Source organism: Nocardioides sp. CPCC 206347 (assembly GCF_048654605.1).
In the GTDB taxonomy this organism is placed as follows: Bacteria; Actinomycetota; Actinomycetes; order Propionibacteriales; family Nocardioidaceae; genus Nocardioides.
The window spans coordinates 17,641-38,686 of record NZ_JBMCYZ010000005.1 but is presented as its reverse complement, the minus strand read 5'-3'; the positions used below and the strand labels follow the sequence as shown (position 1 = coordinate 38,686).

General features: G+C 69.3%; 26 protein-coding genes. 14 read left to right on the top strand and 12 right to left on the bottom strand.

What is annotated here, in order from left to right; genetic code table 11:
* Positions 1 to 21: 21 nt before the first annotated feature.
* The 5 genes from ACOACQ_RS17045 (at position 22) to ACOACQ_RS17025 (ending at position 4,087) form a co-directional block, all read left to right on the top strand.
* A complete protein-coding gene (locus ACOACQ_RS17045; protein ID WP_378605532.1) occupies positions 22 to 1,236 on the top strand; it encodes an acyl-CoA dehydrogenase family protein in 1,215 nt (404 codons plus the stop codon).
* Positions 1,233 to 2,036: an SDR family oxidoreductase gene (locus ACOACQ_RS17040; protein WP_420288853.1), complete on the top strand. Its 804-nt coding sequence runs from the start codon at positions 1,233 to 1,235 to the stop codon at positions 2,034 to 2,036. The genes ACOACQ_RS17045 and ACOACQ_RS17040 overlap by 4 nt, the downstream gene beginning before the upstream one ends.
* Positions 2,014 to 2,637 carry a TetR/AcrR family transcriptional regulator gene (locus tag ACOACQ_RS17035; protein ID WP_378605538.1) on the top strand — a complete coding sequence of 208 codons (624 nt, stop codon included), beginning with the start codon at positions 2,014 to 2,016 and terminating at the stop codon, positions 2,635 to 2,637. Before ACOACQ_RS17040 ends, ACOACQ_RS17035 begins: the two co-directional genes overlap by 23 nt.
* Complete coding sequence (locus ACOACQ_RS17030) at positions 2,630 to 3,796, top strand: acetyl-CoA C-acetyltransferase (protein ID WP_378605541.1); 1,167 nt, start codon at positions 2,630 to 2,632, stop codon at positions 3,794 to 3,796. The genes ACOACQ_RS17035 and ACOACQ_RS17030 overlap by 8 nt, the downstream gene beginning before the upstream one ends.
* 93 nt (positions 3,797 to 3,889) lie before the next feature.
* Complete coding sequence (locus ACOACQ_RS17025) at positions 3,890 to 4,087, top strand: hypothetical protein (RefSeq protein WP_378605543.1); 198 nt, start codon at positions 3,890 to 3,892, stop codon at positions 4,085 to 4,087.
* A 21-nt stretch (positions 4,088 to 4,108) separates the two neighbouring features.
* Here ACOACQ_RS17025 and ACOACQ_RS17020 read toward each other — a convergent pair whose 3' ends face one another.
* Positions 4,109 to 4,792: a PilZ domain-containing protein gene (locus ACOACQ_RS17020; protein WP_420288852.1), complete on the bottom strand. Its 684-nt coding sequence runs from the start codon at positions 4,790 to 4,792 to the stop codon at positions 4,109 to 4,111.
* A gap of 98 nt (positions 4,793 to 4,890) precedes the next feature.
* Between ACOACQ_RS17020 and ACOACQ_RS17015 the strand changes: the two genes are divergently transcribed.
* On the top strand, positions 4,891 to 5,271 hold the full coding sequence (locus ACOACQ_RS17015; RefSeq protein ID WP_420288851.1) for a VOC family protein: 381 nt from the start codon (positions 4,891 to 4,893) through the stop codon (positions 5,269 to 5,271).
* Complete coding sequence (locus ACOACQ_RS17010; RefSeq protein WP_420288850.1) at positions 5,268 to 6,119, top strand: immunity protein Imm33 domain-containing protein; 852 nt, start codon at positions 5,268 to 5,270, stop codon at positions 6,117 to 6,119. The genes ACOACQ_RS17015 and ACOACQ_RS17010 overlap by 4 nt, the downstream gene beginning before the upstream one ends.
* Before the next feature lie 6 nt (positions 6,120 to 6,125).
* Here ACOACQ_RS17010 and ACOACQ_RS17005 read toward each other — a convergent pair whose 3' ends face one another.
* Positions 6,126 to 6,491, bottom strand: a complete 366-nt coding sequence (locus ACOACQ_RS17005) for a hypothetical protein (protein WP_378605554.1) — start codon at positions 6,489 to 6,491, stop codon at positions 6,126 to 6,128.
* Between the two features lie 52 nt (positions 6,492 to 6,543).
* Between ACOACQ_RS17005 and ACOACQ_RS17000 the strand changes: the two genes are divergently transcribed.
* On the top strand, positions 6,544 to 7,533 hold the full coding sequence (locus ACOACQ_RS17000; RefSeq protein ID WP_378605556.1) for a GNAT family N-acetyltransferase: 990 nt from the start codon (positions 6,544 to 6,546) through the stop codon (positions 7,531 to 7,533).
* Here ACOACQ_RS17000 and ACOACQ_RS16995 read toward each other — a convergent pair whose 3' ends face one another.
* Positions 7,534 to 7,788, bottom strand: coding sequence for a hypothetical protein (locus ACOACQ_RS16995; protein ID WP_420288849.1), 255 nt, complete (start codon positions 7,786 to 7,788; stop codon positions 7,534 to 7,536). It lies immediately after the preceding gene.
* 88 nt (positions 7,789 to 7,876) lie between these two features.
* On the opposite strand from ACOACQ_RS16995, the gene ACOACQ_RS16990 reads away from it, so the two are divergent.
* On the top strand, positions 7,877 to 8,185 hold the full coding sequence (locus ACOACQ_RS16990; RefSeq protein WP_378605560.1) for a hypothetical protein: 309 nt from the start codon (positions 7,877 to 7,879) through the stop codon (positions 8,183 to 8,185).
* 47 nt (positions 8,186 to 8,232) lie between these two features.
* Complete coding sequence (locus tag ACOACQ_RS16985; RefSeq protein ID WP_420288848.1) at positions 8,233 to 8,862, top strand: hypothetical protein; 630 nt, start codon at positions 8,233 to 8,235, stop codon at positions 8,860 to 8,862.
* A gap of 4 nt (positions 8,863 to 8,866) precedes the next feature.
* Here ACOACQ_RS16985 and ACOACQ_RS16980 read toward each other — a convergent pair whose 3' ends face one another.
* Together ACOACQ_RS16980 and ACOACQ_RS16975 are read right to left on the bottom strand one after the other, a co-directional pair.
* Positions 8,867 to 9,937 (bottom strand): dipeptidase, encoded by a 1,071-nt coding sequence (locus tag ACOACQ_RS16980; protein ID WP_420288847.1) that lies wholly within the window; start codon positions 9,935 to 9,937, stop codon positions 8,867 to 8,869.
* A complete protein-coding gene (locus ACOACQ_RS16975) occupies positions 9,934 to 10,335 on the bottom strand; it encodes a hypothetical protein (protein ID WP_420288846.1) in 402 nt (133 codons plus the stop codon). Before ACOACQ_RS16975 ends, ACOACQ_RS16980 begins: the two co-directional genes overlap by 4 nt.
* Positions 10,336 to 10,495: 160 nt before the next feature.
* Here ACOACQ_RS16975 and ACOACQ_RS16970 point away from each other — a divergent pair, with 160 nt between their 5' ends.
* Positions 10,496 to 11,806: an HNH endonuclease signature motif containing protein gene (locus ACOACQ_RS16970; protein WP_420288845.1), complete on the top strand. Its 1,311-nt coding sequence runs from the start codon at positions 10,496 to 10,498 to the stop codon at positions 11,804 to 11,806.
* Between the two features lie 60 nt (positions 11,807 to 11,866).
* Here the strand turns inward: ACOACQ_RS16970 and ACOACQ_RS16965 are convergent, their stop codons facing one another.
* The 6 genes from ACOACQ_RS16965 to ACOACQ_RS16940 are packed head-to-tail and all read right to left on the bottom strand — an operon-like array spanning position 11,867 to position 16,713.
* Positions 11,867 to 12,226, bottom strand: a complete 360-nt coding sequence (locus ACOACQ_RS16965) for a GntR family transcriptional regulator (protein WP_378605575.1) — start codon at positions 12,224 to 12,226, stop codon at positions 11,867 to 11,869.
* Positions 12,223 to 13,131 carry a hypothetical protein gene (locus ACOACQ_RS16960; RefSeq protein WP_420288844.1) on the bottom strand — a complete coding sequence of 303 codons (909 nt, stop codon included), beginning with the start codon at positions 13,129 to 13,131 and terminating at the stop codon, positions 12,223 to 12,225. Before ACOACQ_RS16960 ends, ACOACQ_RS16965 begins: the two co-directional genes overlap by 4 nt.
* Positions 13,132 to 13,191: 60 nt before the next feature.
* On the bottom strand, positions 13,192 to 14,259 hold the full coding sequence (locus ACOACQ_RS16955) for an NAD(P)H-dependent flavin oxidoreductase (RefSeq protein ID WP_420288843.1): 1,068 nt from the start codon (positions 14,257 to 14,259) through the stop codon (positions 13,192 to 13,194).
* Positions 14,256 to 15,062 carry a CoA-transferase subunit beta gene (locus ACOACQ_RS16950; protein WP_420288842.1) on the bottom strand — a complete coding sequence of 269 codons (807 nt, stop codon included), beginning with the start codon at positions 15,060 to 15,062 and terminating at the stop codon, positions 14,256 to 14,258. The genes ACOACQ_RS16955 and ACOACQ_RS16950 overlap by 4 nt, the downstream gene beginning before the upstream one ends.
* Entirely contained in the window at positions 15,062 to 15,961 is a 900-nt protein-coding gene (locus tag ACOACQ_RS16945; protein ID WP_420288841.1) for a CoA transferase subunit A, read from the bottom strand. The genes ACOACQ_RS16950 and ACOACQ_RS16945 overlap by 1 nt, the downstream gene beginning before the upstream one ends.
* Positions 15,958 to 16,713 (bottom strand): enoyl-CoA hydratase family protein, encoded by a 756-nt coding sequence (locus ACOACQ_RS16940; RefSeq protein ID WP_378605593.1) that lies wholly within the window; start codon positions 16,711 to 16,713, stop codon positions 15,958 to 15,960. The genes ACOACQ_RS16945 and ACOACQ_RS16940 overlap by 4 nt, the downstream gene beginning before the upstream one ends.
* A 40-nt stretch (positions 16,714 to 16,753) precedes the next feature.
* On the opposite strand from ACOACQ_RS16940, the gene ACOACQ_RS16935 reads away from it, so the two are divergent.
* Genes ACOACQ_RS16935 through ACOACQ_RS16925 form a run of 3 tightly spaced genes read left to right on the top strand, consistent with a single transcriptional unit; the run spans position 16,754 to position 19,700 of the window.
* Positions 16,754 to 17,521, top strand: coding sequence for an SDR family oxidoreductase (locus ACOACQ_RS16935; protein ID WP_420288840.1), 768 nt, complete (start codon positions 16,754 to 16,756; stop codon positions 17,519 to 17,521).
* Positions 17,518 to 18,408, top strand: coding sequence for an SDR family oxidoreductase (locus tag ACOACQ_RS16930; RefSeq protein WP_420288839.1), 891 nt, complete (start codon positions 17,518 to 17,520; stop codon positions 18,406 to 18,408). The genes ACOACQ_RS16935 and ACOACQ_RS16930 overlap by 4 nt, the downstream gene beginning before the upstream one ends.
* A gap of 53 nt (positions 18,409 to 18,461) precedes the next feature.
* Entirely contained in the window at positions 18,462 to 19,700 is a 1,239-nt protein-coding gene (locus ACOACQ_RS16925; protein WP_420288838.1) for a cytochrome P450, read from the top strand.
* Between the two features lie 78 nt (positions 19,701 to 19,778).
* Here the strand turns inward: ACOACQ_RS16925 and ACOACQ_RS16920 are convergent, their stop codons facing one another.
* Positions 19,779 to 20,942 carry a steroid 3-ketoacyl-CoA thiolase gene (locus ACOACQ_RS16920; protein WP_420288837.1) on the bottom strand — a complete coding sequence of 388 codons (1,164 nt, stop codon included), beginning with the start codon at positions 20,940 to 20,942 and terminating at the stop codon, positions 19,779 to 19,781.
* Positions 20,943 to 21,046 lie beyond the last annotated feature (104 nt).

Here is a 21,046-nt window from a genome sequence, read left to right as displayed (position 1 = left end):
TTTGCTTGGTATGGTGGCGACGTGGACCTGACCGAGAGCGCCGAGGACCGTGCCTTCCGTGCGGAGATCCGCTCGTGGCTGGCCGAACACCTGACCGGCGAGTGGGCCGACCTGCGTGGCCGTGGCGGCCCGGGGCGTGAGCACGAGGCGCACGAGGAACGACTGGCCTGGAACCGGCTGCTCGCCGAGCACGGCTGGACGGCCGTCGGCTGGCCGAAGGAGTACGGCGGCCGCGGGCTCTCGCTGTGGCAGCAGGTGATCTTCCACGAGGAGTACGCCCGTGCCGACGCCCCGGCCGGCGTGAACCACCTGGGTGAGCAGCTCCTCGGTCCCACCCTCATTGCGTTCGGCACCGAGGAGCAGAAGAAGCGCTTCCTGCCCGAGATCGTCGCGGTCCGCGAGCTGTGGTCGCAGGGCTACTCCGAGCCCGGTGCTGGGTCCGACCTCGCGAACGTGCAGACGAAGGCACGGATCGACGACTCCACGGGTGAGTGGGTGATCGACGGCCAGAAGGTGTGGACGTCGCTGGCCCACCTGTCCGACTGGTGCTTCGTGGTCGCGCGCACCGAGCCGGGATCGGCGCGTCACCAGGGCCTGTCGTTCCTGCTCGTCCCACTGGACCAGGCCGGCGTCGAGATCCGGCCGATCGAGCAGCTCACCAGCGGCTCGGAGTTCAACGAGGTCTTCTTCACCGGAGCCCGCACCGCCGGCGACATGGTCGTCGGCGAGCCCGGCCGCGGCTGGGGCGTGGCGATGGGCCTGCTCGGGTTCGAGCGAGGCGTCTCCACGCTGGGCCAGACCGTCGGCTTCGCGCGCGAGCTCGAGACCGTGATCGCCCGCGCGAAGGACAACGGCTCGGTCGACGACCCGATCGTGCGCGACCGGCTCGCCCGGCTCAAGACCGAGCTCGCCGTGATCCGGAGCTTCGCCCTGCGTTCGCTGGCGCTGGTCGAGGGCGGCCAGGACTCCGCCGCCGGCGGTGGCGCCGGATCCATCTTCAAGCTGGCCTGGGCCACCTGGCACCGCACCCTCGGCGAGGTCGCCATGGACGTCGCCGGCGCTGACGGGCTGCTGTCCCGCCCCTCCACGGCGGAGTCGGGGTCCTACGACCTCGACGAGCACCAGCGGCTCTTCCTCTTCTCCCGTGCCGACACGCTCTACGGCGGCAGCGACGAGATCCAGAAGAACATCCTTGCCGAGCGAGTTCTCGGACTACCGAAGGAGCCTCGCGGATGACCGTGACGCGTGCAGAACAGCCCACCCCCGACTACGTGCCCGGCCACGACCTGCTGGCAGGCAAGGTCATCGTGGTGACGGCGGCCGCCGGTGCCGGCATCGGGGCGGCCGTCGTACGACGGGCCCTGGAGGAGGGCGCGAAGGCGGTCGTCTTCAGCGACACCCACGAGCGTCGCCTCAAGGAGGCCGAGGACGCCCTGGGCGCCGAGTTCGGCGCCGACCGGGTGCGCCAGCTGGTCTGCGACGTGACGAAGGAAGAGGACGTCCAGGCCCTCCTCGACGCTGCCGACGAGTTCGGCGGCGTCGACGTCCTGATCAACAACGCCGGCCTGGGTGGCACCGACTCGATCCTCGAGGTGAGCGACGAGACCTGGAACCGGGTCATCGACATCACCCTCACCGGCACCATGCGCGCCACCCGCGCGGCCGGCCAGCGGCTCGTCGCGGCAGGCAAGAAGGGCATCATCATCAACAACGCCTCGGTGATCGGCTGGCGGGCCCAGGAGGGCCAGGCCCACTACGCCGCAGCCAAGGCCGGCGTCATGGCGCTGACCCGTTGCTCCGCGCTCGACCTCGCGCCGCACGGCATCCGGGTCAACGCGGTCTCACCCAGCCTGGCCATGCACCCCTTCCTCGAGAAGGTGACGTCGCCGGAGCTGCTCCACGAGCTGAAGCAGCGCGAGGCCTTCGGGCGCGCCGCCGCCCCGTGGGAGGTGGCCAACGTGATGGTGTTCCTCGCAAGCGACTACTCGTCGTACCTGACCGGTGAGGTGATCAGTGTCAGCAGCCAGCACGCCTGAGTCGAACGGCGCCGGACCCAGCCGTCGCGAGCAACTGCTCGCGATCGCGGCCGGAGTCTTCGCGAACAAGGGCTTCCGGGCAACGACGGTGCGCGACATCGCCGACGCCGCGGGCATCCAGAACGGCAGTCTCTATCACCACTTCGACTCCAAGGAGTCGATGGTCGACGAGATCCTCTCGACCTTCCAGGAGGAGCTCTTCGGGCAGTACGACGCCATCCTCGCCAGCAGCGACGACGCTCGTACCAAGCTCGAAGCGGCCGTCCGGGTGTCGTTCGAAGCGATCGACAAGCATCCGCACGAGGTCGCGATCTTCCAGAACGACGCCGACCACCTCGGCTCCTTCGAACGGTTCGGCTACCTCGCGGACCGCAACGCCCAGTCCCGCCAGGTCTGGGTCACCCTGCTCGAGGAGGGCGTGCGCACCGGCGTGCTGCGCTCCGACCTCGACGTCACCCTCACCTACCGCTTCATCCGCGACACCGTGTGGGTGGCCGTGCGCTGGTACCGCCCCGGCCGCGACCTGACCCACACCGACATCGCCGACCAGTACGTCCGGATCCTGCTCGACGGGATCGCTGAGAGGAACACCCATGCCTGAGGCCTACATCGTCGACGCCGCCCGCACCGCGGTCGGCAAGCGCGGGGGAGCGCTCGCCGCGGTCCACTCCGCCGACCTCGCCGCCCACACGCTGTCCGCCCTGGTCGAGCGCACCGGCGTCGACCCGGGTGCCGTCGACGACGTCATCCTCGGTTGCTGCGACACCATCGGTTCGCAAGCCGGCGACGTCGCTCGTACGGCGTGGCTCGTGGCGGGCCTTCCCGACCACGTGCCCGGCGTGACGATCGACCGCCAGTGCGGCTCGTCGCAGCAGGCCGTGCACTTCGCGGCCCAGGGCGTCATGTCCGGCACCCAGGACCTCGTCATCGCCGGCGGCGTGCAGAACATGAGCGCCATCCCGATCTCCGCCGCGATGCTCGTCGGACAGCAGTACGGCTTCTCCACCCCGTTCGCCGAGTCGCCCGGCTGGGCCAAGCGCTACGGCGACGTCGAGGTCAGCCAGTTCAACTCCGCCGAGATGATCGCGGCGAAGTGGGACATCTCGCGGCTCGACATGGAGGAGTACGCCCTCGCGTCGCACACCCGCGCCCGTACGGCGATCGCCGAGGGCCGCTTCGCGCGTGAGATCGTGCCGTTCACCCTGGAGGACGGCACCGTCTTCGACGTCGACCAGTGCCCGCGCGAGACCTCGCTGGAGAAGATGGCCGGCCTCGAGCCGCTCGCGCCCGGTGGCCGCATCACCGCTGCGGTCGCCTCGCAGATCTGCGATGCCTCCTCCGCGATGCTGATCGCCTCCGAGCAGGCCGTGAAGGACCACGGCCTGACGCCCCGGGCCCGCGTCGTGCACCTGTCGGTCCGAGGTGACGACCCCGTCTGGATGCTCACCGGCCCGATCGAGGCCACGAAGCACGCCCTCGCGAAGTCCGGTCTCTCGGTCGATGACATCGACCTGTTCGAGTGCAACGAGGCCTTCGCCTCGGTCGTGCTGGCCTGGATGAAGGAGACCGGCGCCCCGCACGAGAAGGTCAACGTCAACGGCGGCGGCATCGCCCTCGGTCACCCGATCGGCGCCACCGGCACCCGCTTGATGACGACGATGCTCAACGAGCTCGAGCGCACTGGGGGTCGCTACGCCCTGCAGACGATGTGCGAGGGCGGCGGCCAGGCGAACGTCACCATCATCGAGCGCCTCGGCTGATTCCCGGGCAGGTGTGAAGGCCCCCGCTCCCGGGGATGTTCCTCAACGCCGGCGACCAGCTGCCGATGAGGTGCACAAGGGAAAGGGGCAGTCATGAGCCACCGTCGTACTGAGATTCCGGTCTACGTCCTCGCGACCTATGCGCTGGGCTGCATCGCCGGTCGTTCCATCGCCGTCCTGTGGACACGTGGTCGCGCCGACGAGCGCGGCGTCCGTCGTCTGGCCAGCGGAGCGGTCGAGATCGCGCACCGTCTCCCGCACGGCCTCCCTGATCAGCAGCGCGCTGCCTGACGTCGTACTCCTCCAGGGGCGTCAGCGGACCCGGCGTCGTCGTCGCTCGGACTCGAACACCAGCTTGCGGAACCGGTCACCGTGGAGCTTGGGGTCGAGGAACGCAACGGCCACGCCGATGCCCCCGCTGGCGAAGTTGACGTGCCGGACCACCCGGGCGGGCTGGGTGTAGTTGGTGCCGTCGACACGCACGGTCGACTCGACGAGGGTTCCGGGCGCCGGGGGATCGGTGCGTACGACGGCAAGCAGGCCGCCCTCGCCGAGGTCGACCGCCACGGCAGTCAGGTCGTGCGACGCGGGCTCCTCGTCGCCGGCGGGCGCGTCGGACCAGGCAAGGAAGACGGGCACCGAGACCCGGGCACGGAAGAACGCGCGCTCCTGGATCCGGGTTGCCGCCGAGCTGGGCCGCAGCACCCAGACCCGTCCATACGCCCGCCGTCCGGGCCGGGTGCTCACCGGGCACTCCATCCGGCCCAGGGAGTAGGTCCACGACACCGTGGCCTCGAAGTGGTGTTCGAGGGGGTCATGTCCGTCGGGGCACGCGACGACGAGCGTGGTCTCGCCGTCCGGCTGCGGCTCGAGGTCCAGGATCCGGGTCGTGAGGGCGACCGGTTCCCCGGCCGTCGGGCGCAGCGTCAGCGCGACCGTCTGCAGGATCGCGGGGTGGACTTCCGGGCCGGCTGGGTCCGGGGTGGGCACCGACATGTCCCTCTGGTCGGCCCGGCGCCAGCCGACCTGAGCACTCGGTCGAAACGCGGGGCGGACCGGAGTGGATTGTCGGCGGCTCCTGCTTCGATGGAGCCATGATCGATCACCTCGGCATCAACTGTGCAGACCTGGCCGCCTCGAAGGCCTTCTACGACGCAGTCCTCGCACCCCTCGGCTTCTCCCGTGTGATGGACTACGACGTCGCGTGCGGCTACGGCACCATGGAGGACCCCGCCTTCTGGCTCGGCCGGTACGACGACATGCCGGCCAACCGCGAGGTCCATGTCGCCTTCCAGGCGGCCGACGTCGCCGCCGTGCATGCCTTCCACGACGCGGCGGTGGCCGCCGGTGCCGAGGTTCTGCACGCGCCGCGCCCGTTCCCGGAGTACCACCCCGGCTACTACGGCGCCTTCGTCCGCGACCTCGACGGCAACAACATCGAGGCGGTGACGCACCGGTACGCTCCGGCCCCATGAGCGATTCTCCGGACCTGTCGGCCCTGCTCGCGCGCGGTGGCTGGGAGCTCGTCGACCCTCGGCCGACGGCTGCCCAGCACCCGGAGACGTTCGAGATGCCGACGGTGGCCGAGCTCGACGCGCTGGTCCCCGGCAGCATGGTCCGCGCGATCTTCCAGGTCGCCACCATCGCCGACGTCGTGCGCGACGGCCTGGCGCCGTACGACCCCGATGGACGGCCCCACCTCGTGTCGCAGCGCGAGCGGATGTGGGCGATCGTGACCGGGGTCGACGGCGACATGGTCGAGTGCGCGCTCGACAACCAGCCGTTCGCGACCCACACGAACCTGTCCATCTACGACCGGTTGTCCCTCCCCGTGTCGCACCTGATCGCGACCGGAGCGCCCGTGCCGGACTACGACGACTTCCTGGCATTCCTCGCGAAGTGGGAGGCCGATCCGGAGAGCCCGGGAGCCGACCCGACCTCGCCGGTGGACCCCCTCGCACCGCCGCGCATCCGCAGCGACCAGCAGGAGGTGTGCGACCGGGTCGGTGCCCGTGCGGAGCCGCCGTGGCCGATGGGCAGCGGCCTGCTGGCCAAGAACGTCACGCCCCAGTCACTTCTCGTCTACGGCGCCCGGTTCCCCGCCGATGCCGAACGCAAGGACACCGGCTGGGTGGTGTTTGCCGAGAACGACGACTTCGAGACCGTCAGCAAGACGGTCGGGTTCACCGTCGCCACGCTCCAGGACATGTACCAGGCGCACCCGGCGATCTGGCCCTACATCACCCTCCCGACGGGCTGGGGCTTCACGCTCGCCGCAGGCACCGAGCACGACGTGTACCCCGTCGAGATCACCGACGACTGACGACGGTCAGAGCACGATCCACCAGAGGCCGACGAGGCCGGGGACCAGGCCGACCAGGAGCCACGGCGACAGCCACTTGCGGTGGTTGATGACCAGGGTCGCGCCGATGCCCCCGACCATGAAGATCGTGGCGATGGCGAGAAGCGTGAGCTGGGCGTCGAGCCGGTCCTCGCCGACGTGCCGTGCCGCGATCACGAGGCCGGCGGACAGGTGCAGCACGGTCGTGATGGCCAGGACCGAGACCACCCGGCGCTGGACGCGGGCGAGCCGCTCGAGGTCCTTGGGGTCGGGAGCCTTGCGCGGGGCGTTCGGATCCATCAGGTGCTTGCGCCGCGGAGCGCCCGGGCTCGGGGTCGGCGTCGTCTGGCTCACCCGTCGAGAATATCCAGTGGCGGACCGCGACCGGTCACCGCATGCTGCTGGCATGGAGATTCACCCGTTTGGCCCCGATGACGTGGCCGACATCGACGCGTGGGTCGAGCTGACCAATGCAACGAGCAGTGCCGACACCCCGTGGAACCGCCCGCAGACGCGAGCGATGGCGGTCGGGCGTTTCCGCCACGGCTGGGATGGTGAGGTCGACACGCCGTACCTCGCGCGGGTGGACGGTGTCGTCGTCGGCAGCGGCGCGATCAGCGCCAGCGAGTACGACAACCTCGACCTGGCCTGGGTCCTCGTCGAGGTGCACCCGGAGCACCGCCGTCACGGGTACGGCACGGTCATCCTCGACGTACTCCTCGACGAGGCCCGCCGCCGCGGCCGGAAGATCATCGCGGCCGAGGGGTGGGAGTCGGAGGCGGCCGACGGCTTCGCGGCGCGCCATGGCTTCGAGAAGAAGCTCGCCTCGATCAACCGGCGCCAGGTGCTCGCCGACATCGACTGGTCCGAGCTCGACAAGCGGTACGACGCCGCGCTGCCCCACGCGGCCGACTACGTCCTGGAGCGGTGGAGTGTCCCGACCCCCGTCGAGCGACTGGACGCGCTGGCCGAGATGGCATCGGCCATCAACGACGCCCCGACCGACGACCTGGACTACGAGGACGAGGTCTTCACGGCCGGGCGCATGGCTGCCTACGAGACGGCCATGGCCGGCCGCGGGGAGCGCCTGTACCGGGTGGTGGCCCGCCACGTCCCGTCGGGAGCGCTTGCCGCGCAGACGGTGATCGTGGTCTCCGAGGAGGACCCGACCTGGGGCGACCAGCACGACACGTCGGTGACACGCGCGCACCGCGGCCACAGGCTCGGCCTGCTGCTGAAGGCCGACATGCTGCGCTGGCTGCGTGAGGACGAGCCGCAGCTGAAGACCGTCGACACGTGGAACGCCGAGTCCAACGACCACATGATCGGCGTCAACGAGATCCTGGGGTACCAGGTGATGGGCCGGGAGTGGGCCTACCAGCGCACCCTGGACTGATCAGGAGTAGCGGTGGCTCTTCGCGCTGTGCCCGCGCTCGCGCGTGCAGGTGCGGCCGCTCATGTTGCGGTGTCCGCACAGGCTCTCGTCGGTCTCGCCGTCGGCAACCGGAGCGCTGGCCGCGGCCTTGGCCGCGGGCTTCGCGGCCGCCTTCTTCGGCGCGGCCTTGACAGTCGTCGCGGGCGTCCCGGCACGGGCGTTCGCTGCTGCGTAGCGGGCTTCGCGCATGGCGCGCAGTCCATCCATCTTGCTCATCGGCACTTCACGTCCCTGACCCTAGGCGACCGCGCCGACACAACCGCGGCCGGTAGGCTCCACAGGCCGAACACCCGAGGGGGACGACATGGTTGCGAGCCGCTCCGCTCGTGAGAGGAAGGCCGCCGTACAGGCTGGTCCGCTCTCCAAGGTGAAGATCGACGTCGACGCGAACGACCAGTTCGTCTACAAGATCAACTGCACGGAGTGCACCGTCCGTGGCCACATCCACTGGTCGACCCTGCGCCCGGGCGAGGACAACGGGTTCATGGCCGCGATGGACCGCTGGATCTTCCACCTCCGCGAGAAGCACCCCGCGAGCGAGGCGCCGTGCCTGGAGTTCCTGGAAGCCGCGCAGCAGCGCCTGCAGGAGCGCCGCGAGTCCAGGGACGGATGAGCCCTCGGGCTCAGGTGGGCGGGGTACGGCCGCTCTACCGTCGCGACATGCGTATCAAGAGCGTCCTCGCCGTCGCCGCCCTCCTCCTGCTCGCCGGCTGCGGTACCGAATCCAGTGGTGCCGATGACGGCCCCGAACCGCTGCCCGACGACACCTACCAGCGAGTGCTGAGCCAGGGCGTCGACCCCGACCTGGTGCACACCATCGAGCTGTCGGGCTTCCAGCTGGCCGAGCAGTCCGTCGGGGTGCGCGGCGACTCCGACTACGCCGCGGTCTACGTGCCCGCAGAGGAACCGTTCACCACCCAGGTCCACCTCGACGTCAGGGGCGGTTCCTATGACGAGGCACGTTGCGCGGCCGACCCCCTGAGCGGTGCGAGCGGTAGCGAGCCGGCCGCCGTCGAGGTGTGCGAGCCCGACGCGGGCGGTTGGTACCGCGCCGGCGGCGGTTGGCACGAGTACGTCGTCCGCCACGACGGGTACCACCTCACGGTCGGCGCTCCGTCGGCTGCGGTCGACCGGGCGTCCCTGACCGAGGCAGCGGTCGAGGCTCGTCGCCAGGACGGGAAGGCCCCCTCTCCTGCACCTCCGCCGTCACCTGTCACCCGCGGCGACCTGCCGACGACCGGTGATGGCGCGCCCGTCGACCCGTACGGACAGAGCCCGCCGGGCGGGTAGCGGGCTACGCGTTGGTCATGGTTGCTTCGGCGGTGTCGTCGAGGACACGGAGGATGTTGCCGCCCATGAGCTTCGCGAGCTCGGGCGCGTTCCAACGACGTTCTGCCAGGCGGTCGATGAGGACAGCGAACCCGCCGACATCTCCCATGCCGTCGGGGAAGTCCCCGCCACCGTCGTAGTCGGACCCGAGGCCGACGTGGTCGATCCCGGCAACCTCCCGGGCATGCTCGATGTGGTCGGCGACCTGGTCGACCGTCACCGGCGGACGGGTTCCATGCTTGCCACCGTCGTGCCAGTCCCAGTAGTCCGCACTGACGAACTCAGGGACGAACGCCACCATCAGGACGCCCCCGTTGGTCGAGAGCCGGCCGAGGACGTCGTCGGGGACGTTCCGGGGGTGCGGACAGACCTGGTGGCACGATGAGTGGCTGAAGATGACGGGCGCGGAACTGACATCGAAGGTCTGTCGCATGGTTTCGAACGAGCCGTGCGAGAGATCGGCCAGGACGCCGAGCCGGTTCATCTCGGCCACCACTTCGCGGCCGAAGCCGGTGAGGCCTCCGTGGGCCCGGACGTCCGTGGCCGAGTCGGCCCACGTGGTGTTGTGGTTGTGGGTGAGCGTCAGGTACTTGACGCCCAAAGCGGCCAGGACGCGCAGCACCGCGAGGGACCCGCCGATGCTGTTCCCGCCTTCGGCACCCAGTAGCGAGGCGATCTGTCCGCGTTCCCACGCGGTTCGGATCTCGGTCCCGGTGCGCGCAAGGACGAAGGTGTCGGGGTAACGGCGGACCAGGCGGTGGACGAAGTCGATCTGTTCGAGGGTGTACTGGACCGCTTCGGACGGCGCCAGCCCGCCTCGGGAGTAAACGGACCAGAACTGTGCGCCGACCCCGCCGGCCCGCAGCAGGTTGATGTCGGTCCTGAACGGGTGCTCGGGCCCGTCGAGTCCCTCGACGGTGTAGCCGGCAACTGTCCGCGAGGACCAGGCCAGGTCGTTGTGCCCGTCGATGACCTGCGACAGCGCGTGCGCCTGCTGTGCAACGGGGTGGGTGTAGGCCGGTCGGGTCGATGTCATGACGGACCGTCGGATGCGCTGATCAGCGCATCGGGGTCCAACCGCGGTGGGACGTTCGCGAGCGCGGTCTGCACGAGCAGCGTCCGGGCCTTGATCACCGCTGCTCGGCGCAACTTGCCCAATTCGTCACCGACGAGCCCGGTGATCGTCTCCGCCACCTGGCTGTTCGTGTACGACGGCCGCGTTCCCGGCTCGACCTCGACGTCCGGGAGTGCGACCAGTACCGGCAGGATCTGGGTGCCGAGGGCGTCGAGCACCTTGAACCGCTGGTGGCGGTCCATCTCGTTCCACACGGTGTCGATGTCCTTGCCGCCCTTGCGGACCTTCCGGTTCGACGCGACCACGGTCTTGGCTGCCCCGGTCAGGGCTGCGGTCAGCTCGTGCTCGGTGAATCGCATGGCTCCAGCATGACGGACGGGGGAGTGCGTTGGTCGAGGAGGTTGCGCAGCAACCGTCTCGAGACCACCAACTCTCCACAGGTCGGTTCGGCCGTTCCCCCTGTCCACAGGCAACGTCGCTGCGCTTCGCAATGTCGGAGGCTCATGATCCAATACATGTATGTACCTCGGGGACCGCAGCTCAAAGCCGCAGACATTGCTGTCGCGCCTGGGCGAGCGCGTCAAGGCCCGCGAAGAGTCCATGGTCCAGGACTGGATCGACATCGTGGGCTGGGCCGAGGACAACGTCGTCACCACACCCGAACAGGCCGCGACCATCCTCGAGGGCGTGATCGACACCGGTGTCCCGATCGCCGGTCCCGGCGCACCCTTGGTGTCGGAGTTCAACCTGATGGAGCTCATCGCCGTTCTCGGTCGGTCGCCTGATGGTGGTCGTGGGTATGTCGGGCGGGTCATCGAGTGCGCCTGGCGCCTGCCCGGCATCTACACCTCGGTGGTCGAGGGCCGTCTGGCGCCGTGGCGGGCCGAACGCATCGCGGACCTCACCCGGCCCCTCAACGCTGAGGCGGCTGCGTTCGTGGACCGCCAGCTCGCTGGCGTCGGTGGGGTCGGGTGGGCACAGCTGGAGCGCCTCGTCACCGAAGCGACCCTGCGGTTCGACCCCGAACGCGCCGAGGCTGAGCGTCAGGCCGCCGCTGACGGACGCCGGTTCGACATCGGCGAGGTCGACAGCAACGGTCTCGTCGAGCTCCACGGCGTGATGGACGGCGCCGACGGCCACGATCTCGACCTGGCTGTGAACCGTCGCGCGATCGAGCGCGGCAAGCTCGGCGACACCGACTCCCTCGATGTCCGCCGGTCCAAGGCCGCCGGCGACCTCGCCCGCCACGACCTTTCCCTGGACCTGCTCTTCGCCGACGAGGAAACCGGTGAAGTGATCACCCAGTCCCCGGGCCGGAAGGTCGAGCTGACCGTCCACATCACCGACACCGCACTGGACCAGGACAACCCGTTCGCGAGCCCCGTCGGACGGTGGGAGCAAGGCCGGACCCCGATCAGCATCGCGCAGATCAAGGAATGGCTCCGCGCCCGCGACACCACCATCATCGTCCGGCCCGTGGTCGACCTCGCCGACTGCGTGCCCGTGGATTCCTACGAGATCCCCGACCGGATCCGCCGCCGGGTGGAACAGCGTGACCACGCGTGTCGGTTCCCCTGGTGCACGAAACCAGCGGCCAAGTGCGATCTGGACCATGTGGTCCCCCACGACAAGGGCGGACCCACCTGCCCCTGCAACCTCGCACCAGCCTGCAGGCGACATCACCGCGCCAAGACCTTCAGCAGATGGCGGTACCTGACAGTCGTACCCGGGCACTACCTGTGGATCAGCCCCCACGGCCACCACTTCATCGTCGGACCCGACGGCACCCGTGCCCTCGACCCACCCCGCCCCGTCGACCCCGCCGAATAGCCACCCCGCCCCGCACCCCGCCCACCAGCGGGGCCACAGGCATGCCACAGGCAGGTGGAATCAGCGCGCGGAGCGTTGCTCGGTCATGCCCTGCACCAGACGGACAGAGTCAGCTGCGCTGAGCCCGAGCTCGCGGACCCGTTCAAGGTAGGCCGCGGCCGCTGCCCGCGCCTCCTGCTCGACCCCGGTGCCGGCGACGAAGGTGCCCGCGCGTCCGCGCGTCTCGACGAGACCCTCCGACTCCAGCTCGCGGTAGGCCCGCGCGACGGTGTTGGTGGCGAGCCCGAGGTCGGCGGCGAGGCGGCGGACCGTCGGCAGACGAGTACCCGCGACGAGCGCCTTGCGTTCGATCTGGTCGGCCAGTTGCGACCGCACCTGCTCGTACGGCGGTGCCGCGGCCCTTGAGTCGACCTGGATCATGCGGGCGCTCCGGCCGGGACGGAGTCGCCGGGCATCAACAGCTGACCGGGTTCCAGTGTCGGCCACAGCCGCTTGCGGAAATGCAGGTTCTTGTCACCCAGGAACGTGCTGCTCAGCAAGCAGAAGCCAAGTGCTCCGGCCGCAACCACCCCGAGCACAACGGGAAAGCCGCGCGTCTCAGGCACCGTGATCATGAAGTACAGAGCGGGGAGCAGCGCAGCCAAGGTGGCCTCGCGCAAGAGATTCGCCCGCCAAGCGTCCTGCAAGTAGAGGTGCGCCGCGTCCTCTGATCGCTCCGGACGACCCACGATGACCCAACTGCAGAGGGGAAGGGTCAGGGCCAGGATGCCGAGCGCAGCGGCCGACAGCAGGTCTGCCAACAGGAGGGGAGTGAAGCCGTGTCGGACGGCCGCGACAGCAAAGCCGATGCCGACCGCGACGGCGACGAATGCCACCGCCAGCCAGCAAGCGATACCCGCGGGGCCGATGTAGTCCCGGATTCCTACAGCGCGGACGCGTGCAAGGCCATGGGGTGGCGCAACGGCGTCGAACTCGCTGCCGATGCGGCGAAGTCGCAGCACGTTCTCCGTAGCCATGCTGAGCGCCAACAATCCGGGCATCAAAGCGATCGTCACGTCGTTCAGGACCAGAAGAATGAGCACGAACGGGACGGACCGCGTCAGGTAGGTCCTTCGTCTCTCCCGCACTGAGACGCTGTCGAACTGTCGAACAAACGCGACATCGACGTAAGCACTGTGCTTTGCCGCGAACTTTGCGCCCTCGGTCGCTGCAGTCCGGGGTGCTCTGATCACCGTCCAGCCCACGAGGAGTGCCGCTGCACTCGCCAGCCCGGCGTTCCACCAACCAATGTCGAGGTCGCTCCACAGCTGGTTGATGATGTCCACGAGCCACATGCTACAAAAGTTGTTCCTGTAGCACTACAGAACACGCAACAACGTCAGGACTCAGACGAGGTACGACGAACCCCGGCGCAGTTCCTCGGCTGCCTGCACGACGATCCGGTCGATCAGCTCCTCGCACGTGGGCAGGTCGTCGATGACGCCGACCACCTGGCCGCTGGCCAGGACGCCCGCGGACGTGTCGCCCTCGACCAGGCCGGCGCGCAGCATGGTCGGCGTGTTCGCGGCGAGGGCCATCTGGCCGAGGGTGCGGCCCTGGGCCTTCTTCATGGCCCGGCCGTCCTTGAGCAGCTCGGCCCAGGACATGCCCGAGGACTTCTTGAACTCCAGGGTGCGACGCGCGGTCGGACCGAGGCGGCGGACCGCGGAGGTCTCCTCGAGGGACTCGACGAGCTCGGTGCGGAGCATCCGGTGCGGCATGCCGTCGACCTTGGCGGTGACGACGGTGTCGGTCAGGCCCTTCTCCAGGTAGAGCTGCTTGACCGCGTCGGGGACGGCACTGTCCTGGGTGAGCAGGAACCGGGTGCCCATGCCGACGCCGGCGGCGCCGTACGACAGGGCGGCGGCAAGGCCGCGGCCGTCGAAGAAGCCACCGGCCGCGATCACCGGGATGTCGACGGCGTCCAGCACGGTCGGGAGCAGGAGCGTGGTCGGGATGGCGCCGGTGTGACCGCCGCCCTCACCGCCCTGCACCATCACGGCGTCCGCGCCCCACGCGGCGACCTTCTTCGCGTGCTTCGCGGCGCCGATCGACGGCATCACGACGATGTCGTGCTCCTTGAGCTTCGCGATCAGCTCGGGCTTCGGGGCGAGGGCGAACGAGGCGACCTTGACGCCGTGCTCGATGAGGAGCTGGCAGCGCGCGGGTGCGTCGCCGGCGTCGGCACGGAGGTTCACGCCGAACGGCTTGTCCGTGCGGTTCTTCGTCTCGACGATCGCCTTCTCGAGCTCCTCGAAGGTCATCGTCGCCGAGGCGAGGATGCCGAGACCGCCGGCCTCGGCGGTGCCGGAGACCAGGCGCGGCCCGGACACCCAGCCCATGCCCGTCTGCACGACCGGGTGCGGGACGCCGACCAGGTCGGTGAAGGGCGTCCGGATCTGTTGGGCGATCACTTCGCGACCTCGTCGACTGCCACGGGCTCAGGGACCTCGCGGAAGCGCAGGCCCTTGGGATCGAGCACCTCGCGGATGATGATCAGTTCCTCGAGGGACGGCTCCCGCGTCGTCGGTACGTCGGCGGGGCCGACCCCATCAGGGAGGGCGAGTCCGAACCCGGTGGCCTCGACGACCTCCTCGACGGTCACGCCCGGGTGCACCGAGAGCAGCCGAACGGTGTCGCCCTCGCCCTTGACGTCGAAGACGCCCAGGTTGGTGACGATCCGGTGGATGTCGTTGTACTTCGAGGCGCCCGGACCGGCGGCCTTCGCGCGTGCAGGGCCGACGCCGGAGACGATGTCGACGTTCTCCACGAAGACCCGGGTGTTGTGCTTCGGCACCCAGTACGACGTCCGGTTGTTGACCGTGTTGCCGGGTGCGCCGCGCGATCCGAGGAGCTGGCGCTTCGGCTGGGCGAAGTCTCCGATCGCGGAGATGTTCTGGTTGCCCTGGCGGTCGATCTGGGTGGCACCCATCATCACGTGGCGCTTGCCGTGGGCGACGACGTCGAAGACGCGGCGGAACGGGATCCAGCCCTCGACGACGTCCGCCTTCGCGAAGAGCGGGGGAGTCCCGCCGAGGAAGAGCGACTCGCCGTCGGAGATCACCAGGTCGGGGTTCGACGTGAGCCGGGCGAGCCTGACGCCCAGCATCGGGAGCATGCCCATGGGCGAGGCGAAGATCTCGCCGTCGTCCTTGAACGCGTCGGCGATGGCAGCGGCGCAGACGTCTGCGCGGGAGAACCCGGAGTTGTCGGTCATCACTTGGCTCCTTCGAGCTCGGCGTGGAAGGCGGCGACGGCGGCCTGGTAGGCCGTCTCGTCGCCGGAGAGGAAGCGTTCGTGGAACGCGGCCCAGTCCTCGTCGGACCCGCCCGCCGCGGCGGCGTACGCCTTCTGGAACTTCTCGTCCCGCTCGTAGTCGGGGGTGCAGACCGTGAAGTGCGCACCGTTCGGCGTCTCGACGACGCCGTCGACCATCATCCGGCTGATCAGCAGCCGCTGAACCGGCGTGTCGACCGTGAGGCCCGCGGTGTCGACGATCTGCTCGACAGTGACGTAGGCCTTGTCTGCGGCCTGCACGAACAGGTCGTCGAAGTACGGGTCCGGCCCGAGGTAGGTCGCGTTGCCGTGGATGTCGGCGCGGTTCATGTGCACCAGGGCGACGTCGAGCTCGAGCGCCGGGACGGCGGTCAGCTCTTCGAAGTCACCCTTCTCGTCGGCGTACGGGCTGGTGACGGTCTTGATCCACGCGTTGTTGACCAGGACGTCGGACCCGAGGCCGGCGCGCATCGGCAGGAAGGGAAGGCGCTGTGCTGCCGCGTAGAGGCCCGTCTGGAACATGCCCTCGTCGAGCTCGACGATCTCGGGGATGGTGCCGTTCTGGCGGGCGCGCTGGAAGTTGGGCTCGAGCGGGATGGAGTCCAGCGACACGAATGCGTAGACGAGCTTGCGGATCTTGCCGGCGCGCGCCAGCAGACCGACGTCGGCGCCGCCCCAGCTCACGATGGTGAGGTCCTTCAGGTCGGAGCGCAGGATCGCCCGGACCAGGGCCATCGGCTTGCGCCGGGGACCCCACCCGCCGATTCCGATCGTCATCCCGTCGGAGAGTTGGGCGACGACCTCGTCGACCGTCATCTGCTTGTCGCGAGGCTTGCTCACTTCTTGCTCTTCTCCGTTCCCGCGAAGTCATCGCGGAGTTCGTCGGACACGCCCATCAGGTTGAGCTCGTAGGTGAAGCCCTGCTCGAACCGGTAGCTCTTGTTCACGTCGACCGGCTCGATGCCGTTCAGCGCCTCCTTGGCGGCGCGGATGACCCGGGTGTCCTTGTCGGCGATCGCGGCGGCCACCTCGAGCGCGACGGCGTCGAGTTCCTCGCGCGGGGCCAGCTTGTAGACCGAGCCGAGCCGGTGCAGGTCGACGGCGGAGATGGTGGCGGCGGTGAAGTACAGCGCGCGCATCATCTGCTGCGGGACCATCCGGGCCATGTGGGTCGCGGCGCCCAGCGCACCCTGCTTGACCTCGGGTACGCCGAAGTAGGCGTCCTCGCTCGCGACCACGATGTCGGCGTTGCCGACCAGGCCGACGCCACCGCCGACGCAGAAGCCGTTGACCACCGCGATGACGGGGACCGAGCACTCGTAGACGGCCTTGAAGGCGGCGAAGCAGCCCTTGTTGGCGCCCAGCAGCGCGTCGAAGCCAGTGGTGTTCTGCATCTCCTTGATGTCGACGCCGGCATTGAATCCCTTGCCCTCGGCGCGCAGGACCACGACCTTCGTCGCCAGGTCCGCGCTGGCCTCGTCGAGGGCCTTCGCCACGTCGAACCAGCCCTGCACGGTGAGGGCGTTGACCGGGGGAGCGTTCATCGTGACGACGCGGATGCCGTCGTCGCGCAGTTCACTGGAAACCGTCATGGGAGCACCCTACCAAGCATTTGCTTGGTAGGGTGTCCGCATGTCACTCCAACTGGATCTCGCGGGACGCGTCGCGCTGGTGACAGGCGGCGCCAAGGGCATCGGCCACGGGATCGCCGAGGTCCTGCTCGAGGCCGGCGCCACGGTCGTCACCTGCGGGCGGTCCGAGGCGACGCCGCCGGCCGGCGCGAGTCACCGGCTCTGCGACGTACGAGACGCCGCGTCCGTCGATGCACTCGTGGCGGGCATCGCCGAGGAGTTCGGCCGCCTGGACGTCGTCGTGAACAACGCCGGTGGGGCGCCGTACGCGCTCGCGGCGGAGGCGTCGCCGCGCTTCCACGACAAGATCATCGGCCTGAACCTGATGTCCGCACTGCTGGTCAGCCAGGCGGCCAACCGGGTCATGCAGGACCAACCCGGCGGTGGATCGATCATCAACATCTCGTCGGTCTCGGGCCTCCGGCCGTCCCCGGGTACGGCGGCGTACGGCGCCGCGAAGGCCGGGCTCGACTCGCTGACCACGTCGCTGGCCCAGGAATGGGGACCCAGGGTCCGGGTCAATGCGATCGATGTCGGCCTGGTCCGCACCGCCGACACGGCCGACCACTACGGCGGCGACGACACCGTTGCCGCGATCGAGCGCACCATCCCGCTGGGTCGCATGGCCGACGTCGCCGAGATCGGACGGGTGGCGGCCTTCCTGGCCAGCGACCTGTCGTCGTACGTCTCCGGTGCCCAGGTCGCCTGCCATGGCGGCGGGGAGCAGCCGGTCTTCCTTCACATCACCCAGAACGAGGAGAACAAGTGAGCAGCAGGTTGCTGGAGGGTCGCGTCGCGATCGTGACGGGTGCCGGTCGGGGTATCGGCCGGGCGCACGCCCTGGAGCTGGCGCGCCACGGCGCGAAGGTCGTCGTCAACGACTACGGCGTCACGGCGGCGGGTGAGGGTACGCAGGAGTCGCCCGCCCACGAGGTCGTCGCGGAGATCGAGGCGATGGGCGGCGAGGCTGTCGTCAACGGCGCGGACGTCGCCGACTTCGCGGCCGCCGAGGCGATGGTCCGCCAGGCGATCGACACGTTCGGCGGGCTCGACATCCTGGTCAACAACGCCGGGTTCCTGCGTGACCGGATGCTCATCAACACCTCCGAGGAGGAATGGGACGCCGTCGTACGGGTGCACCTCAAGGGCCACTTCGCGCCGCTGCGGCACGCCGGCGCCTACTGGCGGGCCGAGGCCAAGGACGGTCGCCAGCGCGCAGCGCGGGTCATCAACACCTCTTCCGGCGCGGGCCTCCAGGGCTCGCTCGGCCAGACGACGTACTCCGCTGCGAAGGCCGGTATCGCCGGCATGACGTTGGTCGCCGCCGTCGAGATGAGCCGGTACGGCGTCACGGTCAACGCGATCGCGCCGGTCGCGAGGACGCGGATGACCGAGGGTGCCTTCGACACGTCCGCGATGGCGCTGCCCGAGGACAACTCGCCGGTCGTGGCGTGGCTCGCGTCCGAGGAGGCCGGCGACGTGACCGGTCGCGTCATCGAGATCGACGGCAGCGTCATCACCGTCGAGAACGGCTGGTCGCACGGGCCGTCCCGCGACAACGGATCGCGCTGGGAGGCGGCCGCGGTCGGGCCCGCGCTGCGTGACCTGCTGGCCGCAGCACCTGCGCCCGAGCCCGTCTACGGGACCACGGGCTAGACACGAAAACGAAAGCCTTTCGTTCTGACACGAAAGTCTGTACCGTTCGGGTCATGACTGTTGCTGAAGCCCCGGGGCTGACCACCTTCGACCCGACGGACCCGGACATCCTGCGCCAGCGGATGCCTCACGAGGAGCTGCTGGCACTGCGCCAGACGGCTCCGGTGAGCTGGATCGAGCAGCCCGACCCGGGGGCCCGGGCCGGCTTCCTCGACACCGGCTACTGGGCGCTCAGCAAGCACGCGGACGTGGCTGCGGTCTCGAAGAACCAGGCCGACTTCTCGACGTACGAGAACGGCGTGATCATCCGGTTCGCGCCGGACATGACGCGCGAGGAGCTGGAGCAGACCCGCTTCCTGCTGATCAACCACGACTCACCGGAGCACACCAAGCTGCGCCAGATCATCTCCCGCGCGTTCACGCCGCGGGCGGTCGGTGGTCTGCACACGTGGCTCAAGGAGCGCGCCGAGAAGATCGTCGACGAGGCGCTCGCCAAGGAGTCGGGCAACTTCGTCACCGACATCGCTGCCGAGCTGCCCCTCCAGGCGATCGCCGAGCTGCTCGGGGTCCCGCAGGAGGACCGCGGCAAGCTCTTCGACTGGTCCAACCAGATGCTGTCGTACGACGACCCGGAGCTCGGCGGCGACCAGATGACCGCATTCATGGAGATCCTCGCGTACTCCATGGCGCTCGCCGACGACCGTCGCCGCAACCCGCAGGACGACATCGTCACGAAGCTGGTCACCGCGGACGTCGACGGCAACGGACTGACCGACGACGAGTTCGGCTTCTTCGTGATCCTGCTGGCCGTGGCTGGCAACGAGACCACCCGCAATGCGATCACGCACGGCATGAAGGCCTTCATCGACAACCCGGACCAGTGGGAGCTCTACAAGCGTGAGCGTCCCGACACGGCCGTCGACGAGATCATCCGCTGGGCCACGCCCGTGACGGTCTTCCAGCGCACGGCGAAGCGCGACCTCGAGATCAGCGGTCAGGCGATCAAGGAGGGCGACCGGGTCGGCCTGTTCTACGCCTCGGCGAACTTCGACGAGGACGTCTTCGAGGACCCGTTCACCTTCGACATCACGCGCGAGGTCAACCCGCACCAGGCGTTCGGCGGTCATGGCGCCCACTACTGCATCGGTGCCAACCTGGCCCGCCTCGAGGTGAAGCTGATCTTCGATGCCCTCGCCGACCGTGACCCGAAGATCAGCCTCGCCGGCGAGCCGGTGAAGCTGCGCAGTGCGTGGATCAACGGCGTCAAGGACATGCCGGTGAACTACCGCTGATCCCCGACCCGCCACGCACCAAGCGAAAAGGCTGTGTTCCGACCCGGAACACAGCCTTCTCGCATGTGACGAGCAGCGTCAGATGCGCTCGATGATCGTTCCGGTCGCCATGGCGCCACCCGCGCACATCGAGATGAGCGCGGTGGACTGGTCACGGCGCTCGAGCTCGTGCAGTGCGGTGGTGATCAGCCGGACGCCGGTGGCGCCCACGGGGTGGCCGAGGGCGATGGCGCCGCCGTTGACGTTGACCTTGTCCATGTCGACGCCGTGCACGCCGGCCCACGACAGGACGACCGATGCGAAAGCCTCGTTGACCTCGAACAGGTCGAAGTCGCTGATCGACATCCCGGTGCGGTCGAGCAGGCGCTGGGTGGCATCGACGGGCCCGTCGAGGTGGAAGTAGGGGTCGGAGCCGACGAGGACCTGCGACACGATCCGCGCGCGGGGCGTCAGGCCGAGCGCACGTGCCTTCGACTCGTCCATGATCAGCAGGGCCGCGGCGCCGTCGGAGATCTGGGACGACGTGCCGGCCGTGTGGAGGCCGTCGGGCAGCACGGACTTGAGGCCGGCCAGGCCCTCGGCGGTCGTGTCGCGCAGTCCCTGGTCGGTGTCGACCAGGCGGGTCTCCCCGGTCGGGTTGCCGTCGGCGTCCAGGACGGGTGCCTCGATGGCGGCGATCTCGCGCTTGAAGCGGCCTTCGTCGACGGCGGCCCGTGCCTTCGCCTGTGAGGCGAGGCCGAGGGCTTCGAGGTCGGCGCGGGAGATGCCGCGGTGCTTCGCGATCCGGTCCGCGGCCTCGAACTGGTTGGGCATGTCGATCGACCAGTCGGCCGGGCGCGGGTCGCCCATGCCGGGCGGGACGTTCGCACCCAGCGGGATGCGCGACATCATCTCGACGCCACAGGCGATGCCGACGTCGATGGACCCGGCGGCGACCATGTCGTTGATCAAGTGGGTGGCCTGCTGGCCCGAACCGCACTGGGCGTCGAGCGAGGTGCCGGCGGTGGCCTGGGCGAGGCCGGCGTACAGCCAGGCGCGACGCACCATGCCGTTGGACTGCTCGCCCGCCTGGGTCACGCAGCCGCCGATGACCTGCTCGACGAGGGCCGGGTCGACGCCGGCGCGGCGGAGCACCTCGGCCTGGATGAAGCCGAGGGTCTGGGCCGGATGGAGGCCGGCGAGCCAGCCCTTTCGCTTGCCCAGGGGAGTGCGGACGGCATCGACGATGACAGGGGTACCCATGGGGTCAGGCTACCACTGAACTAGAACAGGTTCTTGTTTTGGTCCGCTGGCCAAACACGCTTCGCGAAACCCTTTCGTTCCCGGGCAACGCTTTGTACTGTGGG